This window comes from Sphingobacterium sp. UGAL515B_05 (genome assembly GCF_033097525.1).
GTDB lineage: Bacteria > Bacteroidota > Bacteroidia > Sphingobacteriales > Sphingobacteriaceae > Sphingobacterium.
Genome location: NZ_CP109907.1, coordinates 32,074 through 54,516, shown reverse-complemented (window position 1 = coordinate 54,516; position 22,443 = coordinate 32,074). Strand labels below are relative to the sequence as shown.

Genomic DNA, 22,443 nt, shown 5'->3' with positions numbered 1-22,443 from the left:
GCAGTCAATGATGGAAATTTTTTGTATTCGGTAGACTGAAGGCAATTTTTTTGATTGTTTTTTGACGGATTAATCAATAGCGATAGTTTTATATAATATTAATAAGGAAATGAGTTCAAGACGTGATTTTATTAGGCAAGGTTTGATTGCTGCGACGGCAATGGGGACATTGACAGCATTTGATGCGAAAGGATTGACGATTGCAGCAAAGGGCAGTGTTAAAAAATATCCTATTGTAATTTCAACTTGGGACTTTGGAATTGCAGCAAATAAAGCCGCTTGGGAAATATTGTCGAAAGGTGGTAAGGCATTGGATGCCGTTGAACAAGGCGTACGTGTACCCGAGGCTGATCTCAAAAATATGACAGTTGGTAAAGGTGGTTATCCAGATCGCGATGGTCACGTCACACTTGATGCTTGTATCATGGATGCGGATGGTAACTGTGGTGCTGTTGCTGGAATGGAAAAAATTGGACATCCAATATCAGTAGCGCGGATGGTCATGGAGAAAACACCCCACGTGATGCTGGTAGGCGAAGGTGCATTGCAATTTGCGTTAGAAAATGGTTTTAAGGAAGAGAATCTTCTAACGCCAGAAGGTGAAAAGGCTTGGAAAGAATGGTTAAAGGAGAAAAAATACAAACCTGTAGCCAATATTGAAAATCAATCCTTTGCAGTGGAACGTCTGCCAGGGAACCAGTATAACCACGATACGATCGGTATGTTGGCATTGGATGCCAATGGAAATATTTCCGGAGCTTGTACAACCAGTGGTATGGCTTTCAAGATGCATGGTCGGGTAGGAGATAGCCCTATTATTGGAGCCGGACTTTATGTTGATAATGAAGTAGGAGGGGCTACATCTACCGGAGTTGGAGAAGAGGTTATACGCAATGTAGGTAGTTTTTTGGTTGTCGAATTGATGCGTCAGGGGTATTCACCCGAAGATGCCTGTAAGGAAGCTGTTATGCGTATCGTGAAGAAGAAACCTGCTATTGCAAAGGAAATTCAAGTGGGATTCCTGGCAATAAATAAAAAAGGTGAATACGGTGCTTATGCGCTGCAACAAGGTTTTTCCTATGCAGTGTGTGACAGTAAACAACAAGATTTATTGATTAAAGGAAAACACTACTATTAATAAAATAGGGTGAGCGGGGTGCGAGTACTTCATTCTCAGGTGATGAGTAGAACGTAAACTGATATTTTTCGTGATGATAGCAGGGTATATCATTGCCGATTAATAATTATATTTGTCTAAACATTTTTCGCCGTAACTATTAAGTCGGCTATAATGTTTGAAAAAAGTAAGTTTAAAATACGCAAGATTATAAAAAGTATGAAAGCAACATTTGGAGGAGGATGTTTTTGGTGTACAGAAGTTATTTTCCAAAACACGGAAGGGGTGACATCCGTATTACCGGGATATATGGGCGGAAACATTGATAATCCCACTTATGAACAGGTTTGTACCGGTACGACAGACCACGTTGAGGTTGTCGAACTCGAATATGATGAAGAGCTAGTGAACTATGAAGACCTGTTGAAAATATTCTTCAAGACACATAATCCAACGACTTTAAACCGCCAGGGAAATGATGTAGGTACGCAGTATAGATCGGTTGTATTTTTTCATAATGAAGAACAGGAGATCTTAGCGAAGAATTTTATCGACGAATTGGATAATGAAGATGTGTATGAAGATCCTATCGTTACAACAGTTGAGCCTGCTGCGACATTTTGGCTCGCTGAGGACTATCATCATAATTATTTCAACGACCATCCTGAAAATCCATTCTGTTCGGTTGTTATTGCACCAAAACTTCAAAAATTCCTTAAAGAATTCAAAGGATAATAAAACGCGATATCAAAGTACCCTATCTACAATAGCTTTAAGTAGAAATAAATGGCGTAAAAGACGTCTTCAGATATATGTCACACCTATACATACAGTATAAAGGATAGAAGGATGATTAAGCATAAAAAAGGCTCGAATAAATTTTCGAGCCTTTTTCGTGTATAGACGTATGAATTAGAACATTTCCATCTGTCCTTTATCGTCAATTTGGATGTCATTTGGATTGGTTATTTCCAACTTGATGTCATCATTTTTATCTGCGGAATCACCTTCTTCTTTAAGCGGGATGGCTGTTGTGGTAGCAGTTGTTTCTACAGGGCTGTCAGTAGTTTGTTCTGCTGTAATTGCAGGAGCTTCCACTTCTTTTTCTTTATCTTTTTGACTTAAATCTTCATCAGCTGTTAATAGCGTAACTGACTTTACGGTATGGAAAGATAGGCGATTACCTTGTGCTTTTATTCCTTTTACATCGATGATTTCAGTCAAAGGTTGATCAAGAGTTTCTTCCGTTTGGGATTTACCTTTTAAAATCTCCAATTTGACCATCGGTTCAGCCGCATTACTCATCAATACCAATTTAGATCCCGCATCTTCATTAATAAAGGAAATGCGTTTTCCAATAGGTTGATCGTCAAATTTAAAACGTTTGACAAAGTACGTTCCGCTCTTGCCGTCCTGATGCACAACTGTATAGATATGGTCCGGGTAGTATTTCTCGATCCGAATCATTTTCTCGTCAAAGTGGTTGCTTAGATCAAAGTTTGATAATTCGTAGCTACCATCTGAAAGCACCACCAATATCTTATCATCACCGTCGAATTCACCAAGGTATTGGCCACGCTCATCAGCGTTTAAACGTTTCATGATGGTGTCATACCATATTTTTCGTCCTGCCAGTGTGGAGACACCAGAACTTTTAAAACTGATTTTTTTGACGGGGTATTTCGATACAATATTTCCTTGTGAAGCACGGCCCTTGATTGCAATCTCGGCAAAGTCCATGTCAAAATTTAGCTTACGCAACTTTGTGTGCGGTTTAAGCTGTATGTTGACTACTTCTGCTTCACCGTTTGGATTGGCTGTGAAATACAGTATTTTAGATCCTTTGGAACCTTTGGATACATCATATTCCTTATCCCGTGTGACACCTACCACAGAGAAACGTTTGATGTAACTGGTGCCAGTTTCGCCTTCTTTGTAGATTGCATTATAGATTGTGCGTTCATCACCTTTTTTGAAAACAGCAACGTGAATAATTCCTTTTCCGACAAATACTTTATCCTGGATTTTACTGACAACATACTTGCCATCCTCGCGGAATACAATAATGTCGTCTATATCCGAACAGTCGCATACAAACTCATCTTTCTTCATACCCGAGCCAATAAATCCTTCCTCGCGATTGACATATAGTTTGGCATTTGCTAGCGCAACTTGGGTCGCTTCTACTTTATCGAATATGCGCAGTTCGGTTTTACGCTCGCGGTCTTTACTATATTTCTCACGTAATTTTTCAAACCACGCTATGGCATATTCTGTCAATTGACGTAAATGACGCTTGACTTCCTTGATCTCATTCTCGAGCGTTTTCATCATTTCGTCCGCTTTTTTAACGTCGAAACGTGTAATACTGCTCATTGGTTTATCGATCAATTTTTTGTAATCTTCGGGGCGTATCTCGCGATAAAATTGATCGAAGAAAGGTTCAAACAAACGATTTAGAACCTGCACCACGATTTCGAAGTCGCCTGCATTTTCATAATCCGGATGTTTGTACATTCCTTCCTGGATAAATATTTTTAATAAACTACTGAAGAAGATTTTCTCCTGAAGATCGTTCAAACGGATCTCCAACTCTCTTTTCAATAAGTTTTTAGTGTTTATGGTATTCTCGATGAGAATATCATTTACGCTCATAAAGTGAGGTTTCTCATCCTTGATGACACAGGTATTAGGTGAAATGGAGACTTCACAGGCTGTAAAGGCATATAGGGCATCAATGGTTACATCAGGAGATATCCCCGGCGCCAAATGCACTATGATCTCCACATTTCCTGCTGTGTTGTCCTCGATTTTTTTAATCTTAATTTTCCCTTTATCATTGGCTGTGACCACACTTTCAATAAGACCGCCAGTCGTTGTTCCAAATGGGATTTCTGTAATTGCGAGCGTCTTTTTGTCGCGTTCTTCAATTTTTGCACGTACACGGATTTTACCGCCACGCTGGCCCTCATTATAATTTGAAACGTCGGCCATACCACCTGTAGGGAAGTCTGGAAATAAATTGGGACGCTCGCCGTTTAATACCTGAATTGAACCGTCAATGAGCTCAATGAAATTGTGCGGCATAATCTTTGTCGCCAGTCCTACAGCAATTCCTTCGGCACCTTGCGCCAATAATAAAGGAAATTTTACGGGTAAGGTAACAGGTTCGCGATTCCGTCCATCATAACTCAATTGCCACTCTGTCGTTTCAGGATTGAAGACAACTTCATTTGCAAATTTGGATAATCTTCCCTCGATATAACGTGGGGCAGCCGCAGAATCTCCAGTAATTGGGAAACCCCAATTCCCCTGACAATCAATTAGGAGATCCTTTTGTCCCAATTGTACCATGGCATCGCCAATAGAAGCGTCACCATGTGGGTGATATTTCATTGTATTACCAATGACGTTAGCAGCTTTATTATATCTTCCATCATCCATTTCCTTTAGGGAATGGAGAATACGACGCTGTACGGGCTTTAAGCCGTCATTTATATGTGGTACGGCTCTATCCAAGATAACATAGGAAGCATAGTCCAAAAACCAGTTTTCGTATAGTCCCGATAAAGGTATCGTCTGACTTCCGCTCTCTGTTTTTCCTGATCCCAGTTCTTCTTGATTATCTTCCGTTGGGAAGTTCGTTTCGTCACTCATTTACTCAGCAATAGATTAAATTGTACAATACAGATATGTTCGAAATAGTATTTTATTCGAACGTGTAAAAATACAAAACCATTTTGTTTTATCCCAGTGAAACTATGAAAAGTTAAAAAAATTAGTTTTTAAAACTAATATAATTAGTTTATTCGCTAGGCATGGCCAGATCATACCAATAACAGGGAATATTCCATAGGTCGAAAAGAAATTCCTCAGTTACCTGAAATCCTACTTTTTCCAAGACATTTCTTGATCCCAGGTTTGCCGTATGTGTGATGGCATGTACTTCAAAATGGGTCAGCTGTTCTTTGTAATATTGCATGCATGCTTGTGCGGCTTCTGTTGCATAGCCTTTTCCCCAAGATTCCGTTCTGAAACGATAACCAAGGTCTAAAAATCCAATACGCCCATTCTCCAATTCGTCAATATATTTAAATCCCGTCCAGCCTATCCATTGATTGCTTGATTTCTCAATGACCCCTAGACGACCTATACCGTATTTTTCATATTGTTGCAGAATATGCGCGATGACTTTTTTCATTTCCTCAATGGATTGAACAGGTTCGTTATTCAAAAAGGTATGAACCTCCGGCTGTGAATCCATTGCAAAAAAATAGGCTGCGTCCTCCATCTGTATTGGGCGGATAATTAAACGTTCAGTTTCCAGTATAGGTAAGTGTTTTTCCATATTGTTTATCTCAAGTGTTACGGCATGCTAAAGCCATAATTTGTCGATATCTTTTTGTAGTATTTTTTCTTTCATTTCCTTTTCAAAGTCGCCGAACTGCTCTTTTTTTACAGATTTATTAATTCTGCCATTTTCGAGTACCAAGATTTCATCGCAGGTATCTTTTAGCGTCGAAAAGATATGCGATGAAATTAAGATCGTCTTACCCATTGCTTTTAAGCGAAGAATAATTTCCGTAAGAATAATGCTGCTTTGAAGATCGATGCCATTAAAAGGTTCGTCAAGGATATAATAATTATTGTCCTGAAGCAACGTAGCTGTCAGGGCTAGTTTTTTTTTCATTCCCGTGGAATAGGCGCTCGCATACTCCTTTAAGGGCAGCTCGAAAATATTTCTTTCACTGAGGTTTTTGATCTGTTTACCGCGTGCATCGGTCAGCAGATAAATATACTCTTCGCCCGTGAGCTTTGACAGAAAATATGGATCCGAAGTCAAGTAACCTAGCGTGTTTTTCAGAGGTTCAATAGTAGACTTTATACTTCCAGTGGCCGTCTCCAGTCCAGCAATACAACGAAATAGCGTTGTCTTTCCAGCGCCATTTTCACCAACAATACCATATACTTTTCTGCTGTCAAATGTATACGTAATTTCATGAAGTACCTGATGCTGCCCAAAGGACTTGCTGAGATTCGTAAGCTCGATCATAAGTGATTTTTTAGATTGTTGATTGCTTTGATGTAATAGAAAGGTAGGAGTGCTAGGATCAAAGGGTAAAAACTAAAACAAAGTACCAAAGCAAAAACTTCGGGAAAATTGATTTCCCGTGGGTAAGCGACATATTTTAATGTGATTGCAAAAGGAAGTAAAAGTAATATTCCGCCCATTACAATACAGGCATTAAATAAATCCGATGGAAAGATTACAACATACAGAAAAAGAAGGGGCAGTACCAAGAGCAGACACTGTAAAATTCCCCTTTTAAACTTTCGCATCAGAAAGACTGTTGGTGTATGATGGTGATTCCAGAGGTAAAAAATAGGCTCCGGCAATTGATAATAGAAAACGCAGGTGAGCGCAATGCAAACGACGCAAAATAAAACAAGATTGGAATTGGCGACATAAAAACCGATTCCAGCCAATAGATACAATACAAGCAAAAGCAAGTAGCTCCGTCGGAACCCGATGATAAATTCAAAAGGTTTTTTTACGAAAGGTGTCGGAATAGATTTTCCGAAAGCCCCAAATGTCAAAAATGCAAAAACAACAGCCAAAGTATCCAATAACAACGCATAGTGCCATTGGCTGTGGAGGAAAAGAATGACGAAGGACGGCAGCGTTAATAGCCCATTCTCAACTATTCTGAGCTTGTGAAAATCTCGTTTACTGTATGTGTTTTTGAGAAAATCATTTCTGTTTTTTTCTGTGAGCAAAAATAGTGCTTGAAAATTGCAAAGCAGTAGTGCATAACAACCAAAAAGCGGGTATTGAACCAAAGCATAATAAGCAAAATAACATAATCCAAACAACAGGAGAAAGGCGAGCCAAACAGGCAGTCCTGTAGCCCGAATATGCCGAGACAGTAAAGTATACTGAAGCTTTAAATAATTGCTTAACATGATAAATCAAACTTAGATAAATTACCTTTTATATGCAATATAATTGCGTGGCATATAAAAGCAAGTATTCGATCTTATCTTTTCTTCTCGGTACTCGGATTACTGCGCAGTTTACTGATTTCTCCGCTATCCATTGAGAAACACATTTAAAGAGGAAATGGGGTTTTGTCCTGCATGAGTTTGCAAAAGCAATAAAGGCTAGTGGGCTTTGTGCTTTCTATGCCAGCTCAGCATATAGGTCAATGCCAGTAGCAAAACTACTGCATTGGCATACATAATGACTGGAATCCGGAGGATAACGTCACTATAATATAATCCAGCAAGCAAGGCCCCAAGACCTATTCCAGCTTCAAGTGAGATATACATGGTTGCTACTGCCTTGCCCCGATGTTCAGGTAGGCTTAGGTCGATCGTCCAGGCATTGACGGCAGGGGAGAGTATACCAGTGCCCACGCCATAGATGCTTGCGCCGATCATCATTCCAATGAAACTATTGCCCATACCGATAGCAACGAGTGCAATAGCAATAATGACTATTCCGACAACAATGACTTTTGGTCTCCCGTAACGGTCCGAAACTTTGCCGGATACGAAACGTATCAGCACCGATGCGATTGTAAATGCCAGAAAAAATAGCCCTTTATTTTTAAGTCCCAGGTATTCACTCCAATCGGGAATTAAAGTTAAAATGACTCCATAAGCGGTATAAGATAAAAACGTGACGATTCCAGCTGGAAGGGCACGCCATTCAATAATATCCTTGCGGTTTATTTTGAGCATGGAAAGATTGAATTTTTCTTTTTTCGCCAGTGTTTCTTTCATGTTAATGACGATAAGAATGGAGAGAAGTGCCATGAAAGAAGAACAATAAAACATAACATTGATACCAAAGGCCTCGAAAATGGCACTTCCAATTGCTGGGCCAACAGCTGTACCGACGCTAAAAGCGAGTCCATGCATGCCAAGAGCTTCACCCCATCTTTTTTGAGGAACCAGATCGGCGACATACGCAGAAGTTGAGGTAGGTTTAAAACCTGTGGAAAAACCATGTATCAATCGTAAGAATAGGAAGCCCGCGACTGATGTTAAAATGGGATAAAGAAAACCACAGATGAAACAGACGATGGATCCAATGGCCATGACAGGTACACGTCCCCACTTATCGGTCAATTTACCACTAAAAGGCCGCGAAATTCCAGCAGTCAAAGTAAACAATGCTATGATTAGCCCTTTGTACTCCGCCCCCCCCAAACTGCTCAGATAATGGGGTAGTTCGGGGATGATCATATTGAAGCTAGAAGAAAATAGGAGCGAGCTTAAGCAAAGTAATATAAATTGTAACGTATAGATGGATTTCTGTTCAGCGGGCATGGTGTAATTTTATCGTGTGTGAATATTCAAAAAAGAACATGGATAGCGGTATCGATCCGTCTTTCAATTGAACTGTTCAAATGTACAGTTTTTGGAGCGATTAAGCTTTTTCTTTTAACAAAAATTAATCGAAACTTTTGAACGAATAGAAAAATGTCGCGACGGGGCTTTTTCTCTATTAAAATTGATATTTTTGATGAAGATCAGTGTTTAAATATGGAAGGGTATAGAAATCCAGGAGTATATTTTGAAATTCCTGTAACGGATATGGAAAGAGCGGTTCGGTTTTACAGCCAAACATTTAACTTTTCCTTTGAACGGGAGGAATTTGATGGAAATCAAATGGCTTATTTTCCTTTTCAGGAGATGCTTCCGGGAATTACGGGAGCTTTAGCAAAGGGGGAAATTTATAAACCCACACAAGTTGGAGTATTGATTTATTTTCATGTGGAGAATGTGATCGATACAATCGGGAAAGCGCTAGCGTTGGGGGGAAAAGAGTTATATCCAGCCACTTTTCATACCGACTTGGGCTTTGCCGTGGCAGAGATTGAAGATTTGGAAGGAAACAGGATTGGATTACATCAAAAACTGTAAGCGAAGCATCAAATAGAATCTGTTTTATGTCAGTTTTTGTCTGGAAATCTCACTACAGAAGATCGTTGTTGCTACGGCTACATTCAATGATTCGGCTTGACCTATGCGTGGTATAGTGACTGCTTGATCGATCAAAGCTATTATTTCGTCACTGATGCCATTTCCTTCGTTACCCATAACAATCAGCCCCTCATCAGCCCACACAGTCTGATAAATGGATTGACCATCAAGTAGGGCGCCATACACTTTCAATCCTGTAGCCGGAATAAAATTAGTTAAATCAGTATAGTGGATCTGCAGTCTTGCCAATGAGCCCATAGTTGCTTGCACTACTTTAGGATTGTAAGCGTCTACAGTGCCAATGGAACAGATAATATGTTCGATTCCAAACCACTCCGCCGTGCGGATAATTGTCCCTAGATTGCCTGGATCCTGCACATCATCGAGTACGAGGCTAAACTTATTTTTTAAATCACTCGGTGCAATTTTTTGCTGTAAAGGAAGTTTGACCAAAGCGAGTATACCTTGTGGCGATTTCAGTGCGCTAATCTTTTGGAATTCGGTTTCCGTTAGTTCATGGGATTTTATATTATGCGAGATTTTACCCACTTTTGTGTTGGCGTCGTCCGTGTAGAAAATAGACTCAACCTCATAACTTGATGAAATAAATTCCATCACGGATTTTATACCCTCAACGATAAACAGGCCGTGTTGTTTTCTATACTTTTTATTTTGTAGAGACGTTATTAGACTGATTTGCGCTTTTGACAACATTTTTATTGATGATTAAGTATACTCGTTTTATCGGATTTGCAAGTATAACGCTTTTAGTGTTATTTTTTGCATCATGCCGGTCTTCAAAATATCTTGACGATGACCAAGCTCTGGTTACAAAAGTACAGATTTCTGGTGTCACCCCTGCATTGAAAGAATCATCCGAAACGTATATTTCCAATCAAATAAGACCTAATTCGCGGGTCAATCTATTCATTTATAATACATTCAATACGAAAAACGGACGCTATAAAACCAAGAAAATTCGGAATGTCGGTGAGCCACCCCATTTGTTAGATTCGGCAATGGTGGATTTATCGGCCAATCAGATTCGACGATTTTTGTTTTCAAAAGGTTATTTTAAAGCCAAAGTAGAACCGGTAATTTCCGTTTCGAAGAAGAGGGCACATATAGATTTTAAAGTGGCTGAAGGCACTCCATATCAGATTAGAAGTATAGACCGTAAATTTGAAAATGGCGATATAAAAGATATCTTTGAACGTGAGGTGTTGGCGAAGACTGCTGTCAAACCGAACACACAATATGATGCGGCAAAATTACTTGACGAAAGAGAGAAACTATATGTGTCGATGCGTAACAATGGGTACTATGATTATTTACGTCAGTATATGCGTGCAGGTATCGATTCGACTATAGATGGTGCTCTCATTGATCTCAAAATCAGTGTCGAAAACCCATCGGACTCTACGATACACAAAAGGTATCAAATTGACAGTGTATATATGACTATAAGGAATTATGGTACGATGTCTAAGAAGAAGCCTCGTCGTATCCAAGATTCTGCAAAGCGCCTTCTATTCATTGATGAAACAAATAGTTTTCGATGGAAACCGTTAGAGCGTTATATGTATTTGCGGTCAGGACAATATTACTCATTGCAAGAGGAAAATAAATCGTATGACCGGTTATATGAAATGAACGGTTTTCGGTCTGTGAAAATGCAGTTTGTGAAAAAAGATTCGAATAAACTCGATGTACATTATGATTTTGTTCCAAGACCCCGGATGGGAAACCAGATAGAAGGTGAGTATACCTTTAGTTCGGGCATGAGTGGATTTAATATCGGAAATACGTTTTCGCAACGTAATATCTTTGGGGGCTCGGAGCAGCTGGAGGTCAAATTGCGCTATGGCGTTTTGTTTGATCCCCGTCTGGCAGGTGGACTGTCAAGCAAGATATTCAATAATGATTTTCAGGCGGGCGTAAATTTGGTTATTCCTCGCCTAATGGTTCCTTTTCATATCAATCCGGGAGGAAAATTTGGTTTGCCCAAAACGACCTACTCGATGACATTGCAGTTGTTTGACCAGGACAAAACCTATTCAAACCGCTACTTTATCACATCGCTGAATTACTCTTGGTATGAAACAGAAAATAAGTACCATAGTTTTACGCCTATCGTTTTGGAGTATCGGGATGGACGCTTGGATTCGAATTTTCGGAATAAGCTCGTGCAGGAAGGGTATCAACTCTATGTGCGCAGTAATGACCGTCAGTATTTTGGTTTAGGAACACAATATACTTTTGTTCTGAATGGGAAAAAGTTGACGAGTAAAGAAGATTTTCAATATTTCAGAGGTACATTGGATGTGAGTGGAAACGTGCTGGACCTTATTAGCTCCTTAGCAAAATTGCCCAAGAATGCTGACGGTGAGAAAAAAATATTTGGTGTGCCCTTTCTTCAATATGCTAAGACAGAAATGGACTATAGACTGTATCGCAATTTGGGTGGGAATAGACAGTTTGTATTTCGATTCAATCCAGGGATAGCAATTCCCTATGGAAATAATTCCAAACTGCTGATTTTTGAAAAGAGTTTTTATAGTGGTGGTATGAATGGCATTCGGGCCTGGCAGGCACGTACCCTGGGGCCAGGTGCTTACAACCGTCAAAGTTTGAGTGAGGATCTACGTTTGAATTTGCGAAATCTGGACCAATTAGGGGAAATTAAATTGGAGGCCAATGCAGAATATCGATTCAGATTGCTCAATAATTTTTTGGGAGCAAAGATGAACGGAGCTACATTTGTCGATATGGGAAATGTGTGGCGATTGAAGAAGGATGAAGAACTAAATCCGGGAGGGGAGTTTAAATTCAATAAATTCCTTGGGCAAGTCGCCATCGGTACCGGTTTTGGTCTACGCTTTGATTCGGACTATTTTGTGATTCGCTTAGATGCCGGGCTTAAACTAAAAGATCCACAATTCTCAGGTGCTGATCAATGGGTTATCAAGCACTTCTTTGATTCCAAGGAATTTAAGGCACAATATTATGAAACCCATAGACCCGACAGATACAATTTTATTCAATACAATTTTGGAATCGGTATGCCGTTCTAATGTACAATCGTTTTGTTATGATTTACTTTGATCACATCAATTAATATGCTATCAGATAGGTCATCTTGTCAACCGATGAGATTTTTGAGGCTTGAAAATATAGATTCGAAAATTTTACTCAAGTCTAAACCCTGTGAATGGTTGAATAAAAAGAAAACTATAGCCAGTGCGATCGCTGTCATAATCACTTTTTTAAACATGTAGGCTATTCCTAATACAATGGCCGGGATAATCAAAAACATCAATCCGCTGATGGCAAATGGAGAAAGTCCGCTGTCGCTCTTATAGACGTAAAATAGGCGTCCTTTGGATGTTTGTTGATTTTTATGGCTAAAGAAAACAAATGTTGATGACTCAATCTTTTGATTGGGTACCGCAACCCCATCGCGAAATTGCAGTGCCTGGGAGAAGCCATTGATTGTAAATAGGTAGTTGCCATTGATGGTCTCATTGGTATTTCCCGATGAATCCAATGCAACTACAGCCAATTTTCCATTTTTGGAAAGATTTTCCTTCACCACGAAATTTTGGATATTTTGCTCTTGAGCAACGGCCCAACAAGGTATCAGTAACAGAAAAAATATAATCTTTTTCATCCTTTTATTTTTATTCAACTCCGCTATAACCCGTCTTGGGCTTATTTCCCCAGTGTCAAAATCGTTTGGAAGATCGGTAGCATTCATATACTGAATCCGATTTCCTTGAAATGAGACTGCAATTTTAGGGATTTTAATTTTCTTTTGAAAGTATTAAATCGTCTGAAGGCTGAATCTAATGGAAAACCTCAATGTCAAAAAGTCGATATTGATGCATTTCCTCGGACACTATACGGTCAGAAGCAGGATCCGTAAATGTGTCATGCGAGCTTTTCGAATGTGGAAAAGACCATGAAGAGTTGTAGGATAATTGAATCCTCTACTGTTTTATATAATTGTTAAATTGGCGTATATTCTGTATTTGATCGAAATTTTTGTTAATTTTAAAGATAACCCTATAACCCTATTTGATGATGAAGAGAATACTGTTCCTATTTCTTTTGCTGAATTCAGTCTGTTTCGGTCAAAAAAGCGTTAATTATAAAATAACGGAAGAATCCATGTCCGAAGGAAAACTTATACACTCCAAATCAACCTATTTTACATTGTCTGCTAACAAGTCCGCGTCAAAAAAAGAATTCCCATCAGAAATAAAGGTTAATAATATTGTATATAAGGATTCCCGTAATCCATTTATCTTTTCAAGTTTTCATCCCGACAGTAATCAAAATATTTTATCTTCCAGCATACTGGTTGATATTTTAATGAGCTTACAACAGTCTATTCGCTTCAATGCCCAACATCAAGAAACCTTTGTTGACACGTCGTCACTTAGAAAAGAAATTCTGTCAAAGGCTAGGTACTGGCAGTTATCAGACGATATCGCAGAGATGGTAAGGAACAATGTTACGGTAGGAGCAAAGTTGCTTTGTAGCGGATTTAATTACAGTTATCTAGGTAAAGATGTCTTAAAGGGGCTTCAATCCGGACCGATGTTAATCAAAAGCAAACTGTATAAAATTACTAAAAACGATAAGAAAAATTTGTACCTCTCTTTTAGGGATACGTCGGGTAGTTCGGCAGGGGAGTTTGTCGTCGATAAGAAGACATTTCAGCCTATCATGCTTTCGTGGCGGCATGAGTACAACCAAGATAATCATTTATTTATCAAAACTACTCATATGCAACTGTTGGATACGAATGTACCCAGTACTTATGATCAATCTTATGCAGACATGTTGTTATTCGGTAGTTTTGTTAGCAAGACACTTTATACAAATGAGCTAATTGATAGTGTGAAAGTAATGAAATATATCGATAAGTATACCCCTGTTTTTCGAAATGATAAGACCTTTGTAATTAAAAAGTTAGATCTATTTCAACAGATAAAAAGCAATGAATTATATGATTTGAGCTTGAATGATGTACCGGTCAACTTGCTTTCGGGCACACATCATCTTTCGAATTTTCTCTACAATGGGGCTATGTCAAGGGATAAGTTTATGACGGTAATACCGTTATTAGACAACGAAAAGCGATATAATTGGATTCAGAATGCTTTATATCAACAGTTGGGACACCCCGTTGCAACTGGAACGCTGTCTTCTGATGAACAGGCCGATTTATTAATAAATCATTTTTCCGAAATTGAACGGCAATATACCTATCCGATGATTCTCGGGCGACGGATTATGCAACAGGCAGAAGATCTTTTGCAAGCTAAAAAATTGCTTAATGAGCTGATGAACCTTAACGATGATTATTGGATCAATGGAAACGTTGGGAGATATGCGCTAATGACCTATCAACGTTTGGCTCCTGTTGATCAGAACTATTCTCAGCAATTGCTAGTGGATATTATTTCAAAACTAACAACACTTTATAATGCGGATAACACTGTTCGTAAGAATATAATTCGTGCGCATCTTGCTACAGCAAACTATTTTGCGTACCAAATCACGGATAAACATAATAAGGAAGAAGCCTTGAATTATTTGGAGAAAGCTGCGCTGTATTCACCCAAAAATCAGGGGGAGACCGCTTATAATTCGTCTTACGATATTATATTTTTGAAATCTAAGAAAAGTTATGCAGAAGATTATCTGACAGAATTGGCCGCCGGTGGTAAGAAAGATGTCGCTTTACAGAAATATATTGATGAGTTCTTGACCGTTCAGGGGACAGGCTATAGGGGGCTACGTGATTTTTACCAGCATTACTATCCGGAACAGAATTTTAGCGATTTTTTTATGCAGAAGGTGGTTCCTCAATTACCTGATGTGCCAGATTTTGCTTTGGAAAATCTGGAGAACAGCAAAATTGCAAAGGCTGATTTGAAAGGCAAATGGACATTACTTGACTTTTGGGGAACTTGGTGTGGTCCATGTGTTGCAGAGCTTCCTAAACTCAACAGTTTTTACGCGCACTTGAAGACTGACAAATCAAGAAGCGATAAGATTGGTTTTATAAGTATTGCATGTTATGATACAGCAGATAAAGTGAGAAACTTTTTGGCGAACAACAATTATACAATACCGGTGTTGATGTCAGATGGCCAAGTGGAAAAAAACTTTCAAGTCAAAGGTTATCCAAGTAAGTACATTCTAACACCGAGCGGGAAGCTAATCGGTATACCATTTGGTTTTGATTGGCAACCTTTGTTGGAAGAAGTTGCCACCTTCTAATGTCATATTCGTAGTTTGAGGATATATAAGTTTCCATTTGCGCTTTATCTGTTGAAAATTTAAAATTGAATTTTCTCAGTCTTTCTGTATACGTATTTTTGACTGTGATACCTACTGGTTTTGTGAAAATTTCCGGTCTATATAGGTAAAATACTCGATTAATACACTAAATGTTGCGCAAGCTGGTAGTTTTTATTTTCTCAATAAATCTTCGATCAGTTGAAGTTTTACAGTTTCCAAGATCCCTTTTGGATCGTCAATCATTACCGTTCCAAAGATATCCTTTTTAATTGACGCCCGGTTTCCGTTGTTATCGCTCGCTTCATAATTTCCGAATATATCCTTTCTTACCGTAATACGAGTCCCTTTGTTATCTTCAATTGTTTTATCGCCCAATATGTCGGTTCTTATGGTTGTACGTTTACCCGTGTTACTTTCAATTGTCAAATTTCCTAAAATATCCTTTGATACGCGACTGCTATTTCCTCGGCTGTCACGAATGTCTAAGTCGCCAACAACATTTTTAGATACAGTAGTTTGGTTGCCATTTGCATCACGGATATCTAAACCGCCGAAGATATTTTTTGAAATAGTGGTGAGGTTACCGTGGTCGTCGCGGATTTTCAAATTATCGAGAATATTGATGGAAGCGGCGGATGGAGCTCTGTCTTGATCAGGGATGTCAAAATCGCCACTTATGTTTTTTCTGACCGTTTTTTCATTTCCGTCGTTATATTTTACGACGATATTACCTAAAAAATCCTGTTTTACCGATGTTTTAAGCCCATCGTTGTCCGTTTTTGTATATCCGTCCCAATGACTTTTGCTGTATTTAGCATTTTTACCCCAGTTATCCGTGACAATTACCTCACCCCAGCTATCAATTTTTATTTTAATGGAGCTTTTATCAAAGCCATCCAAAACAGCTAATTGTGTAATATACTTTCTGACATTGTCAGACAGCGTGTCAGTCAATTGTCTTGAATAGTTTTTATGATGAGAAAGACCAGCTTTCGCAATCATTGTTGCCGAAAATAACAAAGCAAAGCTAAATAGGATATATAAACGTTTCATGCGGCTGTGATTTAATGTCAATATACGTTTTTTTCTCTACTTTCGTTATATTTAAACAGCAAGCGAAATAATTGATATTACAGTTATAAATAATGTTTAAGCACTTAAAATACATAGACGGTACATCGGATAAATTTTGGGAAATACAAACAACGGGAGCAATCCATACAGTCACCTATGGACGGAACGGAACCGCTGGACAAAGTAAAAGTAAAACCTTTGATTCCGAGGAAGCCTGTCTTAAAGATGCAGATAAATTAATTGCAGAAAAGACCAAAAAGGGCTATTCTGAAGATGGTGCTGTAGATGCAGATAGCAAGGAAAAAGGATCCGCTGTTCGACAGCCAACGGCTGCCAGTCAGCGAAAAGAAGAAGCGGTAGCAGCACTGAAGTTGCTTATTAAAGAGGCAAGGACGGAAGATATCATCCCTTTTCTGGAAGAATATTCCAGTGGCAACCTGGAAATTTTAAAAAAAGAAATTCGTGTAGCCAAGCGATATTGGGTCGACTACAGTGATCTCTCCAAAGATCCTGAATTTAAAAATAAGACGCAGTACAACTGGGGGACACGGGGTACGAAGGAGCAACAGCGTACAGTAAAATTACTGGCGCTCGCTACATTTTCCGGCTCCGATGCCGGCAATTGGGATATTTTTTATGAACTTTTGAACCAGGCCCGGAGTAAGGAGGTGATACAGATCCTTGACTATGCGAAGCCCAATTGGTTGGGCGGATATTTATTACAGTTGGTTCGTAAAAATGAGTGGCAGCAGATTAATTACGACAACCTCCGTTTTTTGGAGCAAATGGGGCATATCGAGTTTGAACCGGAGCTTTATGCAAGTTCAATTTCTGGGTTTAATAATTATGAATCCAAAAAGTTTTTTGAGCTGCTAACAACAGATGAATTGACGATCCAAAGGGATATTCCTTTGGTATTTGAATATGAAACGGGCATTCACAGCACGTATTGGAATTATAACTATCAGAACGCCGTCAATGAACTGTTATGGGATAGAGTGTTCGATACGTTGTTGGAAAACGGAAAAATTGATCCGGTACTCATCATCACTGGAGCGCTCGAAGCTCAAACCAAAAATTGGAATAATAATCTAAAAAGCTATTTCAGAAAGCTTATTGAGCGGATGAAGCTTTCCGAGAATACAGTTGTTGAATATCAGCAACAGTTTTTCCCTTTATTGCATGCTGAGCATAGTGCTGTGGTCAATTTTGTGGTTGAGTATTTAAAACCATTCTTAGCGCATCGTGATTTCCAGTTACAGGAATTTTTAGATTGGGCCGAACCTATCTTTATGCGTAGTGATATTAAGACAAGTCTTAAAACTCTTTTGATTCAATTTGATAAGCTATTGAAACAAAAACCGGAATGGCGGGAGCGATTTGTTTCCCTGGCTGCGGATCTATTTATGATTTCGGACCTACAGTTACAGGAAAGAGCAAGTAAATTCATCTTAAAAAATCAGACAGAGCCTTCAGAAGAACTTTCCGGTAAGCTTCAGTTATATAAAGCCCAAATGATGGGTTCAGTGGCTGTTGACCTGAAGCATCTTTTGCAAGAGGATGGATATTCTGAAGCCGAAATCCTAGCAGAGCTGAATGGTCAATCTTCAGCGCAATATATTTATCAGCCAACAGAAGTTCGTTACCTGAACGAAGCTTATGACTATCCACAGACCTGGAACGAGTTATTTTTCAAGGTAGGGGAGGTAATCGGAGGTTCCGACCCCATTCAGGTGGAGATCCTAATGAATGCCTGGGTACAACAGGCAGCTGTTTTTCCCTCAGACTATCAGATCCAGCTGGAGCCTTATATAAAACAGCTAACAGGAGCTTATCGCGAATCTTCCTGGTACAATCATTTCTCAGGGACCTTCATTAATATGTATTATAAACCCACGGTAGTATATAAAGATAAGGATCGGTATCACAATTACTCCAAATGGGTCAGTCTCATGGGCAGCCAATTGGAGCTATTGCAACGTTATCGGATTGATGGTATCCGCCTGCCACTTTTGAGTCTGCCGACACATCGACCATTTTGGATCGCGCCGACGATTCTCGTTAAGCGTATTTTGGCTTACCAGGAAGCAGGGGTGAGAATCAATTTATTGGATTTGTCTATAGCACTGAGCCGTACTGTCCGTGAAGATCTGGAAGGAATTGAAGTACTGATAAAACAAATAAAGGAACAGCAGGTACAGGATGTGATCAGCTATGCCCTAGGTTTGAATCCGATGAGGGTTCAGCAGCAATCTTGGCTTAAAAATTTATTGTCTTCCAAAGATTCCGATCAGTTCAATTGGATTGGTGTATGGGCTACAGTGGCGCGCACGCATCATCGTGATACCTATTTTGAAGAATTTAACAAAGAGCCTTTGGCGGATATTCCTTTCGCTGGACAGCCATTCCGTCCGGTCTTGAAAATAGAACCAACCTATTATAACGGTTATAACTATACGACTAGAAAATCCGAGCAGGTATATAACGGAGATAAGCTCACCTATCATTTCCCCCCATACAAGCTAGGAACGGATACCTTTTTGTATCACAAAGATATTTTCAACCGTGGGAACGATGTTTTATTGTCTTATTATTTATATAGGGCAGATGTCCCTTATATGCATAGTTTGATGCCACAGAATACGGAAAGTCTTTCTATGTTTTTAACGATGGGGCTGAATAGCAAAAGCGATATCGGTGGAAAGTCTTCGGCAGCCTATCTGCAAGAGATGCTGTACGATTTTTTCCGTTTTGATCAACAGTCCAACCTATACCTGGCAACTTCGCTCTTCAATAAAGAGAAGGAGGTGCGTGCGATGGCTGTTGAAGTCATCTTGGCTGCAGTTAACGAAAATAGATTGGACACCACTGTATTAGGTGAACAATTGGGAATGTTGCTGAGCAATGGGTATGGTCCGATTGGCCGTTGTATTGAAGTGTTGGAGCAATGTCGCGATATATCTTCGAAGCATAACAATGCTTTGTTGCAGCTATTGGATGCGGCTTTTGCGCATTACATCATTGCTGAAAAAATGCCGACCAATTTTAAGAAAATCGTCGAATATTATTACGATTTGATGAACAAGGAACAATATCATTTTCCGGATGATCTTCAACAGGTTTTTGAGAAGCTGGAAATATATAAGAGTTTACAACCCATTTTGAAAAAAATAAGAAAATAACAATATGGCAGAGCAAGATTTAGCGATTAGCTATGCAAGAAATTCACAACTGACCCAACAATCGGGCATACAGCAATTGGTATTGGCACATCAGTCGGAATTGGCAGAAATCGCCAATGTACCTTGTTTCTTTTGGGGGAGTTTGACGGATCCTTTACTGACATCCAAATGTTTGTTGACCTTGTCGAAAGTAGTGCGGTCAAGTTTTGGTCCCGTACCTCCGAGTTTACGGGATCCTATCGTTTCTGCTGGTACCAATCAGATTCGTTTTGAGGGCTTTTCTTCCTGTAATGGTGTTTATGCACGCCTGGATTTATTGGAAGATGCTATTGATGGGGAGTTTATTACGAGTGGTACAACCAATGTGGATTTCAATGAGCCGATGCTCAATGCGTTAAATGCTGTCAAGAAAACCGAAAAGATGGTGTTGGGAGTAGGAAGCAATGAGGTTGCCATTAGTACTGATAAGGCTAAAGTGACCGAAAAGAAAGTGACTTTGCCCCCGCGTTGGATCAAAGGACTGACTTCGGTCCAATTATATTTGGCGGGTATGGAGTTACAGTTTGAATTAAATAAAATTCAGCTTATCCAATTATTTCAGGGCATTCCGAAAGGGAATGTGAAGGGGGAATTTTATCTGACGAAAAGGGCTAACCGGTTTGTGTTTTCCCCTATAAGTACAGGTGATGCGGTGCGTATTGGTGGTTTACAACGGTTGCGTTTATTGGAGGGATTGCTGACTTACGCAGATAAGTTGCTTGTTTATCAGGAAAAAGGAGGTGAAAGTGCAGCTTTTGTTGCCGACTTTGGTAAAATGAGACTGACTCTTGCGTTGTCACCAGATAGTTATCGCGGATTTTCGGGCGAAGGTAATGTATTGGAAAATATGATTAAGGCCGTTCCAGATGAATGGATACATGCGGTCAACGGATTACTTAAATCCAACGAGTTATTTGATCCAACAATGCTTTCAATTGAGCATGATGTCGACTTTGATACGATGGACACGCTATCAGCATCATTGTCTTCTATTGGGTTGCTTGGTTATGATTTGCATAGCCATCAGCACTATTATAGACGATTACCGTTTAAGATGGAACGTATCTTGGCATTGAACCCAAGGCTAAAAAATGCTAAAAAACTTGTTGCGACAGCAGGTGTACAATTTGTTAAGAATACAAGGGATTATGTTGAAGCTAGAGTGGATGGATCAGGTGTGCAACATACCGTCATTATACAGGGCGACAAGCAGCAATGTACCTGCAATTGGTTTACCAATCATCTGGGAAAAAGAGGGTTATGCAAACATATACTTGCCGTCAAGATGTTGAATGGTTAGCATGTGTATTTCCTCATGTTTTTCCTCTTCGGATTAATTCGATTGCGGCGGGAGATTGACCACCGAATAAGAAAGAAATACGTTGGATCAGTTTTTTTGTAACAGAATCCCCGGATAGATGTTTTTCCATTAGATAATCTGCTATTGGTGTTCCTAAGTGTGGCGTGGATAATGTGCTTAAAGAGGCCACCATTTGATGGCCTTTTAGCGTTGAAATAAAATAGCGGGCGTCGATCCCACCTTTAGAATGGGCGATGAGATTAAATTTAGTGACACCGGTTTTTTCTGCAAGATCTGAAAGATTTCTTTTCAGCATCTGTGCATTGTTAGCAACGGTGCCCCATCCATCGGTCTTACCATAAAAAAATGAAATATTGTTTTTTTTGAAAGTCTTGGGAATCCTGCCCCAAAACAAACTACTATCTCCAGCTGCGGTACCATGGATCAATATAATAGGATATCTTAATTTAAAGGCATTCATTGTTTTTTTATACGTTTTTGATCCATCCAATAGATTTTTCAAATTAGCTTTATCGCATTTATAAACTAGGGGAAAACCACTATTTAGATGCTTTTAGATACTTTCTTCATCAATAAAATTGCAACCAGTATTGATCAGTAGCTGGAGATACGCATCGAAACTATCCGCTATGACACGAAACTCATCAGGGTCGTGCACAAAGCGTACGATTTGTCCTTTTTTACCTTTTCCGGAGGGGCTGAAATCTACAAATAATTGAGAAGTCCCGCCGTTATTCATACAATCGGAAAAATGAAGCCATTTTAAGTCCGTTGATTTATCAGTAATCTTGTTGTCGATCTCTACATGATCGTATTTTCGGTCAATATAGTCAGCATAATAGGTGTGCGCAATATGTTGATTATCTACCATTTCCTTAGATGATAGCAGATAATAAGGATACTCATTTAAGTCAGACCCCAAAAAGAAAAAGGCAATTTCTTCATCGGCATAAGTCCTCCAATAAGTCCCATCGACATATTCGAGCAAATCGACCAGTCCCTGGGGGATTGCTGGAAAAGCTTCTTGAAGTTTCTTAATATCTGTTTTGCTTGCACCATGTTTAATCTGTTCAAAATGATTCCAGGTTTCTTCGTTACCATTGTCATAGTATGCTTTCTTTAAACCAGATAAATAATTGTCAGCTATTTTCATTTACTTTTCTTCTTGTCAGTGAAGTTAGCCAAACTTTATGATAGAATAAAAGTAAATTCTCGCGTATCTCCTTTTCTGTTGATTTTAAAAAGGAACTGAAATTTAAAAATATAGAAAAGAATCATTTTAGCTAATAATTCTTGAAGAGGGTAATTAAATTTGATGTGACAGGGAATTATTTACTAAAATATTTAGTATTTAAATTATTTGTAGTTATCTTTGTATTATTCATTTACAGAAGCAATACCAA

At 39.1% G+C, this 22,443-nt stretch carries 17 protein-coding genes; 7 read left to right on the top strand and 10 right to left on the bottom strand.

Features of this window, described 5'->3' with window-relative positions; genetic code table 11:
• Positions 1–109: 109 nt before the first annotated feature.
• Complete coding sequence (locus OK025_RS00230) at positions 110–1,138, top strand: N(4)-(beta-N-acetylglucosaminyl)-L-asparaginase (RefSeq protein ID WP_317667821.1); 1,029 nt, start codon at positions 110–112, stop codon at positions 1,136–1,138.
• Between the two features lie 198 nt (positions 1,139–1,336).
• Complete coding sequence (gene msrA, locus OK025_RS00225) at positions 1,337–1,852, top strand: peptide-methionine (S)-S-oxide reductase MsrA (RefSeq protein ID WP_317667820.1); 516 nt, start codon at positions 1,337–1,339, stop codon at positions 1,850–1,852.
• A gap of 177 nt (positions 1,853–2,029) precedes the next feature.
• Here msrA and OK025_RS00220 read toward each other — a convergent pair whose 3' ends face one another.
• The 5 genes from OK025_RS00220 to OK025_RS00200 all read right to left on the bottom strand — a co-directional run bounded on the left by OK025_RS00220 (position 2,030) and on the right by OK025_RS00200 (position 8,452).
• Positions 2,030–4,774, bottom strand: coding sequence for a DNA gyrase/topoisomerase IV subunit A (locus OK025_RS00220; protein ID WP_317667819.1), 2,745 nt, complete (start codon positions 4,772–4,774; stop codon positions 2,030–2,032).
• Between the two features lie 148 nt (positions 4,775–4,922).
• Positions 4,923–5,465, bottom strand: coding sequence for a GNAT family N-acetyltransferase (locus OK025_RS00215; RefSeq protein WP_317667818.1), 543 nt, complete (start codon positions 5,463–5,465; stop codon positions 4,923–4,925).
• Between the two features lie 27 nt (positions 5,466–5,492).
• A complete protein-coding gene (locus OK025_RS00210; protein WP_317667817.1) occupies positions 5,493–6,170 on the bottom strand; it encodes an ATP-binding cassette domain-containing protein in 678 nt (225 codons plus the stop codon).
• The gene (locus OK025_RS00205; protein ID WP_317667816.1) at positions 6,167–7,081 is read right to left on the bottom strand and encodes a hypothetical protein; all 915 of its coding nucleotides are present in this window, start codon (positions 7,079–7,081) and stop codon (positions 6,167–6,169) included. The genes OK025_RS00210 and OK025_RS00205 overlap by 4 nt, the downstream gene beginning before the upstream one ends.
• Positions 7,082–7,279: 198 nt before the next feature.
• Positions 7,280–8,452 carry an MFS transporter gene (locus tag OK025_RS00200; protein ID WP_317667815.1) on the bottom strand — a complete coding sequence of 391 codons (1,173 nt, stop codon included), beginning with the start codon at positions 8,450–8,452 and terminating at the stop codon, positions 7,280–7,282.
• 216 nt (positions 8,453–8,668) lie between these two features.
• Here OK025_RS00200 and OK025_RS00195 point away from each other — a divergent pair, with 216 nt between their 5' ends.
• Positions 8,669–9,049, top strand: coding sequence for a VOC family protein (locus OK025_RS00195; protein ID WP_317667814.1), 381 nt, complete (start codon positions 8,669–8,671; stop codon positions 9,047–9,049).
• Between the two features lie 24 nt (positions 9,050–9,073).
• Here OK025_RS00195 and OK025_RS00190 read toward each other — a convergent pair whose 3' ends face one another.
• The gene (locus OK025_RS00190) at positions 9,074–9,823 is read right to left on the bottom strand and encodes an RNA methyltransferase (protein ID WP_317667813.1); all 750 of its coding nucleotides are present in this window, start codon (positions 9,821–9,823) and stop codon (positions 9,074–9,076) included.
• 8 nt (positions 9,824–9,831) lie between these two features.
• Here OK025_RS00190 and OK025_RS00185 point away from each other — a divergent pair, with 8 nt between their 5' ends.
• A complete protein-coding gene (locus tag OK025_RS00185; protein ID WP_317667812.1) occupies positions 9,832–12,183 on the top strand; it encodes a BamA/TamA family outer membrane protein in 2,352 nt (783 codons plus the stop codon).
• 68 nt (positions 12,184–12,251) lie between these two features.
• On the opposite strand, the gene OK025_RS00180 is transcribed toward OK025_RS00185, so the two are convergent.
• Complete coding sequence (locus tag OK025_RS00180; RefSeq protein ID WP_317667811.1) at positions 12,252–12,779, bottom strand: hypothetical protein; 528 nt, start codon at positions 12,777–12,779, stop codon at positions 12,252–12,254.
• Positions 12,780–13,189: 410 nt separating this feature from the next.
• Between OK025_RS00180 and OK025_RS00175 the strand changes: the two genes are divergently transcribed.
• Positions 13,190–15,403 carry a TlpA disulfide reductase family protein gene (locus OK025_RS00175; RefSeq protein WP_317667810.1) on the top strand — a complete coding sequence of 738 codons (2,214 nt, stop codon included), beginning with the start codon at positions 13,190–13,192 and terminating at the stop codon, positions 15,401–15,403.
• 192 nt (positions 15,404–15,595) lie between these two features.
• Here the strand turns inward: OK025_RS00175 and OK025_RS00170 are convergent, their stop codons facing one another.
• Positions 15,596–16,477, bottom strand: coding sequence for a hypothetical protein (locus OK025_RS00170; RefSeq protein ID WP_317667809.1), 882 nt, complete (start codon positions 16,475–16,477; stop codon positions 15,596–15,598).
• A 92-nt stretch (positions 16,478–16,569) separates the two neighbouring features.
• Here OK025_RS00170 and OK025_RS00165 point away from each other — a divergent pair, with 92 nt between their 5' ends.
• Together OK025_RS00165 and OK025_RS00160 are read left to right on the top strand one after the other, a co-directional pair.
• Entirely contained in the window at positions 16,570–19,680 is a 3,111-nt protein-coding gene (locus OK025_RS00165) for a DUF6493 family protein (RefSeq protein ID WP_317667808.1), read from the top strand.
• Between the two features lie 4 nt (positions 19,681–19,684).
• The gene (locus tag OK025_RS00160; protein ID WP_317667807.1) at positions 19,685–21,019 is read left to right on the top strand and encodes an SWIM zinc finger family protein; all 1,335 of its coding nucleotides are present in this window, start codon (positions 19,685–19,687) and stop codon (positions 21,017–21,019) included.
• 13 nt (positions 21,020–21,032) lie between these two features.
• Here the strand turns inward: OK025_RS00160 and OK025_RS00155 are convergent, their stop codons facing one another.
• Positions 21,033–21,500 carry an esterase/lipase family protein gene (locus tag OK025_RS00155; RefSeq protein ID WP_317667806.1) on the bottom strand — a complete coding sequence of 156 codons (468 nt, stop codon included), beginning with the start codon at positions 21,498–21,500 and terminating at the stop codon, positions 21,033–21,035.
• A gap of 93 nt (positions 21,501–21,593) precedes the next feature.
• Entirely contained in the window at positions 21,594–22,193 is a 600-nt protein-coding gene (locus OK025_RS00150) for an SMI1/KNR4 family protein (RefSeq protein WP_317667805.1), read from the bottom strand.
• Positions 22,194–22,443 lie beyond the last annotated feature (250 nt).

Bases quoted from the DNA above. Each gene is read 5' to 3' on its own strand.
- OK025_RS00230 (WP_317667821.1), top strand. From the start codon at position 110: ATGAGTTCAAGACGTGATTTTATTAGGCAAGGTTTGATTGCTGCGACG.
- msrA (WP_317667820.1), top strand. From the start codon at position 1,337: ATGAAAGCAACATTTGGAGGAGGATGTTTTTGGTGTACAGAAGTTATT.
- OK025_RS00220 (WP_317667819.1), bottom strand. From the start codon at position 4,774: ATGAGTGACGAAACGAACTTCCCAACGGAAGATAATCAAGAAGAACTG.
- OK025_RS00215 (WP_317667818.1), bottom strand. From the start codon at position 5,465: ATGGAAAAACACTTACCTATACTGGAAACTGAACGTTTAATTATCCGC.
- OK025_RS00210 (WP_317667817.1), bottom strand. From the start codon at position 6,170: ATGATCGAGCTTACGAATCTCAGCAAGTCCTTTGGGCAGCATCAGGTA.
- OK025_RS00205 (WP_317667816.1), bottom strand. From the start codon at position 7,081: ATGTTAAGCAATTATTTAAAGCTTCAGTATACTTTACTGTCTCGGCAT.
- OK025_RS00200 (WP_317667815.1), bottom strand. From the start codon at position 8,452: ATGCCCGCTGAACAGAAATCCATCTATACGTTACAATTTATATTACTT.
- OK025_RS00195 (WP_317667814.1), top strand. From the start codon at position 8,669: ATGGAAGGGTATAGAAATCCAGGAGTATATTTTGAAATTCCTGTAACG.
- OK025_RS00190 (WP_317667813.1), bottom strand. From the start codon at position 9,823: ATGTTGTCAAAAGCGCAAATCAGTCTAATAACGTCTCTACAAAATAAA.
- OK025_RS00185 (WP_317667812.1), top strand. From the start codon at position 9,832: ATGATTAAGTATACTCGTTTTATCGGATTTGCAAGTATAACGCTTTTA.
- OK025_RS00180 (WP_317667811.1), bottom strand. From the start codon at position 12,779: ATGAAAAAGATTATATTTTTTCTGTTACTGATACCTTGTTGGGCCGTT.
- OK025_RS00175 (WP_317667810.1), top strand. From the start codon at position 13,190: ATGATGAAGAGAATACTGTTCCTATTTCTTTTGCTGAATTCAGTCTGT.
- OK025_RS00170 (WP_317667809.1), bottom strand. From the start codon at position 16,477: ATGAAACGTTTATATATCCTATTTAGCTTTGCTTTGTTATTTTCGGCA.
- OK025_RS00165 (WP_317667808.1), top strand. From the start codon at position 16,570: ATGTTTAAGCACTTAAAATACATAGACGGTACATCGGATAAATTTTGG.
- OK025_RS00160 (WP_317667807.1), top strand. From the start codon at position 19,685: ATGGCAGAGCAAGATTTAGCGATTAGCTATGCAAGAAATTCACAACTG.
- OK025_RS00155 (WP_317667806.1), bottom strand. From the start codon at position 21,500: ATGAATGCCTTTAAATTAAGATATCCTATTATATTGATCCATGGTACC.
- OK025_RS00150 (WP_317667805.1), bottom strand. From the start codon at position 22,193: ATGAAAATAGCTGACAATTATTTATCTGGTTTAAAGAAAGCATACTAT.